Source organism: Brachymonas moutaii (nom. illeg.), from assembly GCF_049977365.1.
Taxonomy (GTDB): domain Bacteria; phylum Pseudomonadota; class Gammaproteobacteria; order Burkholderiales; family Burkholderiaceae_C; genus Brachymonas.
Genome location: NZ_JBNGEN010000002.1, coordinates 290,763 through 296,819, shown reverse-complemented (window position 1 = coordinate 296,819; position 6,057 = coordinate 290,763). Strand labels below are relative to the sequence as shown.

Here is a 6,057-nt window from a genome sequence, read left to right as displayed (position 1 = left end):
CTGCCCAAGGGCACTGACCTGTCGGTGCATGACCAGGACATGCTGGACTCCATCGCAGATCTGATGAACAACCGGCCACGCCAGACCTTGGACTGGAACAGCCCCTACCAGACCTTCAGGCAGTTCATGCGGGACATCCAACAGGCCAAGACCGCTACCATCCACTGATCGAAGTCACTGCAGTTCCATCACAGTGTTGCACTTCGCTTTGGAGACCGCCGAAGGTTTCGAGGCACTTTGCCCACATTTCTACGCGATCCCGGCTATGGGTTCGTGCCAAGCGCAACACCTTGAAGCCCTACGAACCCCGCTGCAATCAATTGCAAGCCCTACCGAGTTGACTTTGGGCGGGTGTTTGGGTGGGGAAGTAGGTAAACAAAGAAAAAAGCCAATTAAAATCAATCACTTGGCTCATATTTTGGCGGAGGCGGTGAGATTCGAACTCACGAACGGTTGCCCGTTGCCGGTTTTCAAGACCGGTGCAATCGACCACTCTGCCACACCTCCGGGGTGTTGTTTGTCGCGTGGACCGACCTGGGGCGCGGGGTGCGCGGGCGGGGACGGGCTGGGTGTGGTCGGGCGTCCTCGCGGTGTCGGTGGCAGGGGCTGTGCGCCCGCTGTTGCCTCCCTGCGATGGGAGGTGAAGCGGGGATTGTAGCGTAGCGGCCCGGGGCTGCGGGGTCAGTAGGCGTCGCGCTGGCCTTCGGTGAGGGTGTCGAGCTGGAAGCGGCCGCTTTCGTCCCAGAGCCAGGTGTCGACGTAGCGGGTGGTGCCGGTGCCGCCGGGGGCGGGAAAGGGGGAGGCGCTGGCGATGAGCTGGTCGATGGTGGCGACGACTTCGGGGGCGTGGGTGGGGCGGCGCAGCCAGTGGGTGCCGAGGACGCGGCCGGAGGGGCTGAGGGTGACTTCGACGGTGCCGACGGCGTAGAGCATGGGCACCATCTTGCCGGGGTAGACGCGGGAGGCGTAGCGGCTGTAGAGGTGGCGGGCGGCGCGTTCGCGGTAGCCGTCGCGGCGGCTGGTGATGACGCGCTGGCCACCCCCGAAGCAGCCGGCGAGCAGGGTGGCAGCGATGGCGCCTGCTCCCGCAAGGAGGGTGCGGCGGGTGGCGGGCCGGGCAGTTGCGGCGCGGCGGGGGCGCTGTAGGGCAGTGGATGGGGGCATGGCAGGGCTCCTGAGGCAGGGATGGGCCACGACGGCATGCGCAAGCCCATGGGCCAGCCATGGGCAGGGGCTGCCGTGGCCCGATGGTGCTACCGTACCACTTCTGACTGCCTGCGGGCAGGGGGTGAGGCAGGAGGAATGGGGATGCGGGAAGTTTGCCGTGCACGGCGTCCCTGTGAGAAGGGCGGGTGCATGCTGTATGTTGCAGTCCGCAGTCCGCAGTCCGCAGTCCGCAGTCCGCAGTCCGCAGTCCGCAGTCCGCAGTCCGCAGTCCGCAGTCCGCAGTCCGCAGTCCGCAGTCCGCAGTCCGCAGTCCGCGCACGCCTCCCGGTGTGCTGGGGTGCAGAGAGGAGGTGGACGGAAGGGCGGGAGCCGGGGTGGCTTTCGCCTGCGTCAAGCGCTTATGGAGCTGGGGGCGTGGAGGGGGCGGCAGCGGTGGGGGACTGGCGACGGTGGGCCATTTCCTCGCCGATGGTGGTGCGCTGGCCGTCCGCGATGCGGGCGAAGGCGGCGGGGTAGGCGACGTCTTCTTCGAGCGGGATGTGGGCGGTGTACATGGTGACGAACTGCGTGGCGGGGGCGCTGTCGGCGAGCAGGGGGGCGGGGTCGCCGGCCTGCAGGGCAGCGAGCTGGGCACGCACGGTCTGCCACAGGGCGGCCATGTCCACATGCTGCTGGTGCAGGGTGCGAGCGGTGTCGATGAGGGCGGTGTCGCCACTGGCGAGGAGGACGGGAAAGATGTGGAGTTCCTCGTCCTGATGGTGGTGGGGGCCTGCCAGGTCGAAGTAGCGCATGACGTCGGTGGCGGCCTGCCGGGCCTGGGTGTCGGCGCCGTGGAGGCCGGCGTGCTCGGTGAGGCGTTCGAGCAGGGTGCACATGCGCTGCACGCGGTCATGGCAGGCTTCCAGCATGGCCTGCGGGTCTTCGAAGGTGGCGTTGGCGCGGCGGCCGGGTTCGGAAAGGGAGACGGTGGCCATGGGGAGCTCTTTTCGGCAGAAGGGGGACAGGTCTGCGATTGTGCGCCGCCTGCAGAGCGCGTGGGCATGACGCCAGTCATGGATCGGGGGGTGAGGGTGGGGTGCACGGGGGCGCGATTGCTGCGAAAATGCAGTCTTGCGCCACTGGCGCCGCGCCTGTGCGATCCATGGGGCGGCGGGGTGGCGCGTGGATTTTTTCCCTTCCCGTGGCCTGCCATCCGCATCCGCATCATGGGTTTCCCGATATGACTGTTCCCCGTCTTCAGCTTTCCCGCATCACCAGGCGCTATCCGGGCGTGGTGGCCAATGCCGATGTCGATCTGGTGGTGCAGCCGGGCGAGATTCATGCGGTGCTGGGCGAGAACGGCGCGGGCAAGTCCACCCTGATGAAGATCATCTACGGCGCTGTGCAGCCGGATGCGGGGGGCGTGCGCTTCGACGGGCAGGAGGTGCGCATCGACAGTCCGCAGGCGGCTCGGGCGCTGGGCATTGCGATGGTGTTTCAGCATTTCAGCCTGTTCGGTTCGCTCACGGTGGCCGAGAACGTGTGGCTGGGGCTGGATCGCGCCCTGACGCTCGACGAGGTGACGCGCCGCATCGGGGAGCAGGCCCGGGCCTATGGGCTCGAGATCGACCCGCACCGGCTGGTGTGCACGCTGGGGGTGGGGGAGATGCAGCGGGTGGAGATCATCCGGGCGCTGCTCACGCATCCGCGGCTGCTGATTCTGGACGAGCCGACGTCGGTGCTGACGCCGCAGGCGGTGCAGGCGCTGTTCAGTGTGCTGCGCAAGCTGGCGGCCGAGGGCTGCAGCATTCTCTACATCAGCCACAAGCTCCACGAGATTCGTGCGCTGTGCACGGCGTGCACGGTGCTGCGCGCAGGCCGGGTGACGGGCACCTGCGATCCGCGCGGGGAGAGCAATGCCTCGCTGTCGCGGATGATGATCGGCGCGGAACCACCGGCGCTGCCGCCGCGCACGGGCGAGCCCGGCGAGGTGCGGCTGGCGGTGCAGGGGCTGACGCTGCCGGCGCAGGAGCAGTTCGGGACGGATTTGCATGCGCTGTCGCTGACGGTGCGGGCGGGCGAGATCGTGGGGGTGGCCGGGGTGTCGGGCAACGGGCAGCGCGAGCTGCTGTATGCGCTGTCCGGCGAGGACCGGCGCGCGCCTGCGCAGGCCATTGTGCTGGAGGGAGCATCCGTGGGCCGCTGGCCGCCGGGGCGCAGGCGCCGGGCGGGGATGCATTTTGTGCCGGAAGAGCGCCTCGGGCGGGCGGCGGTGCCTGGCCTGGGGCTCGATCGCAATCTGCTGCTCACGCGCACCGAGTCGGTGTCGCGACTGGGCTGGGTGCGCGTGGCGGCGCTGCGCGCGCAGGCCCGGCGGATCGTGGAGCGGTTCGGGGTCAAGGCGGCGGGCGTGGAGGCTACGGCGCAGTCGCTGTCGGGGGGCAATCTGCAGAAGTACATCGTGGGCCGGGAGATCGATGCGGCGCCGCGGGTGCTGCTGGTGGCGCAGCCGACCTGGGGCGTGGATGTGGGCGCACAGGCGCGCATCCATGCCGAGCTGCTGGCGCTGCGCGATGCCGGGTGCGCGATTCTGGTGGTGAGCGAGGAGCTGGAGGAGCTGTTTGCCCTGAGCGACCGGCTGGTGGTCATGGCACGGGGGCGCCTGTCGCCCAGCGTGCCGGTGGCCGAGGCCACGGTGGAGCGCATCGGGGCCTGGATGAGTGGCCTGTGGGACGAGGCAGCGGCTGGCGGCCCGGCCCCCGAGGCTGCCGAAACACGGGCACAGTCACGGACACGGATGGAGGGAGCAAGCGCATGAGACTCGGGTGGCGGCTGGTGCCGCGTACGGAACCTTCGCGGCTGTGGAGCGTGGCGTCCCCGCTGCTGGCCCTGGCGCTGACGGTGGCGGGAGGCGTGCTGCTGTTTGTGGCGCTGGGCAAGGACCCGGTGCAGGGGCTCGACATGTTCTTTGTGCAGCCGGTGCGCGATGCCTATGCCGTGGGCGAGCTGCTGCTCAAGGCTACGCCGCTGCTGCTGATCGCGCTGGGGCTGGCGGTGAGCTTCCGCTCCAACGTGTGGAACATCGGGGCGGAGGGGCAGTTCATTCTGGGTGCCGTGGCGGCCACGGGGGTGGCGCTCACGGCCACGCCCGAGAGCAGCCGTTGGATCGTGCTGCCGGTTCTGCTGGCCGGGGTGGCCGGCGGCATGGCCTGGGCCGGGGTGACGGCGCTGCTGCGCGACCGATTCCATGCCAACGAGATTCTGGTGAGCCTGATGCTGGTGTATGTGGCAGAGCAGGTGCTGGGCTATCTGGTCTTTGGGCCGTGGAAGGACCCGATGGGCTACAACTATCCGCAGACGCGCCTGTTCGAGCCGGCCACGCAGGTGCCGCTGCTGATGCAGGGATCGCGTGTGTCCATAGGTCTGCCGATCGCGCTCGTGGGGGCGCTGGTGCTGTGGGCGTATCTGTTCCGCACCCGGGCGGGGTTTGCACAGCAGGTGGGCGGGCTGGCGCCGGCGGCGGCACGCTATGCGGGGTTCTCCTCGCGCCGGGCGCTGTGGGTGGCGATGCTGGTTTCGGGCGGGGCGGCAGGTCTGGCGGGAGCGCTGGAAGTGGCGGGGCCTGTGGGGCAGCTCACGCCGCATGTGCCGGCAGGCTATGGGTTCGCGGCCATCATTGTGGCTTTTGTGGGGCGGCTGCATCCGGTGGGCATGGTGCTGTCGAGCCTGCTCATGAGCATGTTCTACATCGGGGGCGAGCTGGCGCAGTCCCGGCTGGGGCTGCCCAAGTCGATCACCGGGGTGTTCCAGGGGCTGCTGCTGTTCATGCTGCTGGCCTGTGACACCTTCATCCAGTATCGGCTGCAGGGGCGGGGAGTGGTGGCTGCCGCCGCCGATGCTGGCGCTGACGCATCGAATGCCGAATCCGCAGGCGCTGCGGCCGGCGCAGGGGAGGCATGATGGACGCCTACGCCCTGCTCATAGCCTCCATGCTCAGTGCCGGCACCGTGCTGGCGTTGGCCTCGCTGGGGCTGCTCATCAACGAAAAGGCCGGAGTCATCAATCTCGGGGCCGAGGGCATCATGCTGTGCGCGGCACTGGCCGGGTTTGCCACGGTGGTGCACAGCGGGAGCGACTGGCTGGGTTTTGCGGCCGGCATGGCGGTGGGAGCCCTGCTGGCGGCGGCGCTCGGCGTCATGGTGATCTGGCTCAATACCAACCAGTTCGCCACGGGGCTGGCGCTGTCGCTCTTCGGGGCGGGGTTCTCGGCCTTTGTGGGCACCGGCTATGTGCAGGCCAGCCTGCCGGCGCGCCATGCCTACACCGTGCCGGTGCTGGGCGAGCTGCCGTTCGTGGGCAAGGCGCTCTTCACGCAGCATCCTCTGGTCTATGTCTCCATGGCGCTGGCCTTCGGGCTGGTGTGGTTCTTCTATCGCACCCGTGCCGGGCTGGTGGTGCGCAGCGTGGGGGAGTCGCCCGAGTCGGCCCATGCGCTGGGCTATCCGGTGCGGCGCATCCGGCTGCTGGCCGTGGTGGCGGGCGGGGCGCTGTGCGGGCTGGCGGGGGCCTTTCTGTCGGTGGTGTACACGCCGCTGTGGGTCGAGGGCATGGTGGCTGGCAAGGGCTGGATCGCCCTGGCGCTGACCACCTTTGCCACCTGGCGGCCGCTGCGCGTGCTGCTGGGGGCCTGGCTGTTCGGGGGCGTGACCATGCTGCAGTTCTACCTGCAGAGCCGGGGGGTGCAGGTGCCGAGCCAGCTGCTGACCATGCTGCCCTATGTGGCCACGGTGGTGGTGCTGGCGCTCATTTCGCGCAATCCGGCCTGGATCCGTGTCAACATGCCGGCTGCCCTGGGGCGGCCCTTCCATCCGGATCGCTGAGCCGTGAGGGCCCGCAGGGCCTGCACGGCGG

General features: G+C 69.2%; 5 protein-coding genes, 1 tRNA gene and 1 pseudogene. 4 read left to right on the top strand and 3 right to left on the bottom strand.

From position 1 onward, the window contains the following. Window positions 1–168: pseudogene (locus ACP2WS_RS05050) on the top strand (IS30 family transposase); the annotation flags it as partial. Between the two features lie 251 nt (window positions 169–419). On the opposite strand, the gene ACP2WS_RS05045 reads toward ACP2WS_RS05050, so the two are convergent. The 3 genes from ACP2WS_RS05045 to ACP2WS_RS05035 form a co-directional block, all read right to left on the bottom strand. Further along, window positions 420–507 (bottom strand) — tRNA-Ser (locus ACP2WS_RS05045). A 174-nt stretch (window positions 508–681) separates the two neighbouring features. Continuing rightward, a complete protein-coding gene (locus tag ACP2WS_RS05040; protein ID WP_426459771.1) occupies window positions 682–1,164 on the bottom strand; it encodes a hypothetical protein in 483 nt (160 codons plus the stop codon). A 401-nt stretch (window positions 1,165–1,565) separates the two neighbouring features. Continuing rightward, window positions 1,566–2,141 (bottom strand): hemerythrin domain-containing protein, encoded by a 576-nt coding sequence (locus ACP2WS_RS05035; protein WP_374492558.1) that lies wholly within the window; start codon window positions 2,139–2,141, stop codon window positions 1,566–1,568. 245 nt (window positions 2,142–2,386) lie between these two features. Here ACP2WS_RS05035 and ACP2WS_RS05030 point away from each other — a divergent pair, with 245 nt between their 5' ends. The 3 genes from ACP2WS_RS05030 to ACP2WS_RS05020 are packed head-to-tail and all read left to right on the top strand — an operon-like array spanning window position 2,387 to window position 6,026. Further along, window positions 2,387–3,964: an ABC transporter ATP-binding protein gene (locus ACP2WS_RS05030; RefSeq protein WP_426459770.1), complete on the top strand. Its 1,578-nt coding sequence runs from the start codon at window positions 2,387–2,389 to the stop codon at window positions 3,962–3,964. Further along, the gene (locus ACP2WS_RS05025; protein ID WP_426459769.1) at window positions 3,961–5,106 is read left to right on the top strand and encodes an ABC transporter permease; all 1,146 of its coding nucleotides are present in this window, start codon (window positions 3,961–3,963) and stop codon (window positions 5,104–5,106) included. Before ACP2WS_RS05030 ends, ACP2WS_RS05025 begins: the two co-directional genes overlap by 4 nt. After that, window positions 5,106–6,026, top strand: coding sequence for an ABC transporter permease (locus ACP2WS_RS05020; RefSeq protein ID WP_426459785.1), 921 nt, complete (start codon window positions 5,106–5,108; stop codon window positions 6,024–6,026). The genes ACP2WS_RS05025 and ACP2WS_RS05020 overlap by 1 nt, the downstream gene beginning before the upstream one ends. Window positions 6,027–6,057 lie beyond the last annotated feature (31 nt).

What these genes read in the sequence shown, in the direction of transcription:
- ACP2WS_RS05040 (WP_426459771.1), bottom strand. Translation starts at nt 1,164, where the DNA reads ATGCCCCCATCCACTGCCCTACAGCGCCCCCGCCGCGCCGCAACTGCC.
- ACP2WS_RS05035 (WP_374492558.1), bottom strand. Translation starts at nt 2,141, where the DNA reads ATGGCCACCGTCTCCCTTTCCGAACCCGGCCGCCGCGCCAACGCCACC.
- ACP2WS_RS05030 (WP_426459770.1), top strand. Translation starts at nt 2,387, where the DNA reads ATGACTGTTCCCCGTCTTCAGCTTTCCCGCATCACCAGGCGCTATCCG.
- ACP2WS_RS05025 (WP_426459769.1), top strand. Translation starts at nt 3,961, where the DNA reads ATGAGACTCGGGTGGCGGCTGGTGCCGCGTACGGAACCTTCGCGGCTG.
- ACP2WS_RS05020 (WP_426459785.1), top strand. Translation starts at nt 5,106, where the DNA reads ATGGACGCCTACGCCCTGCTCATAGCCTCCATGCTCAGTGCCGGCACC.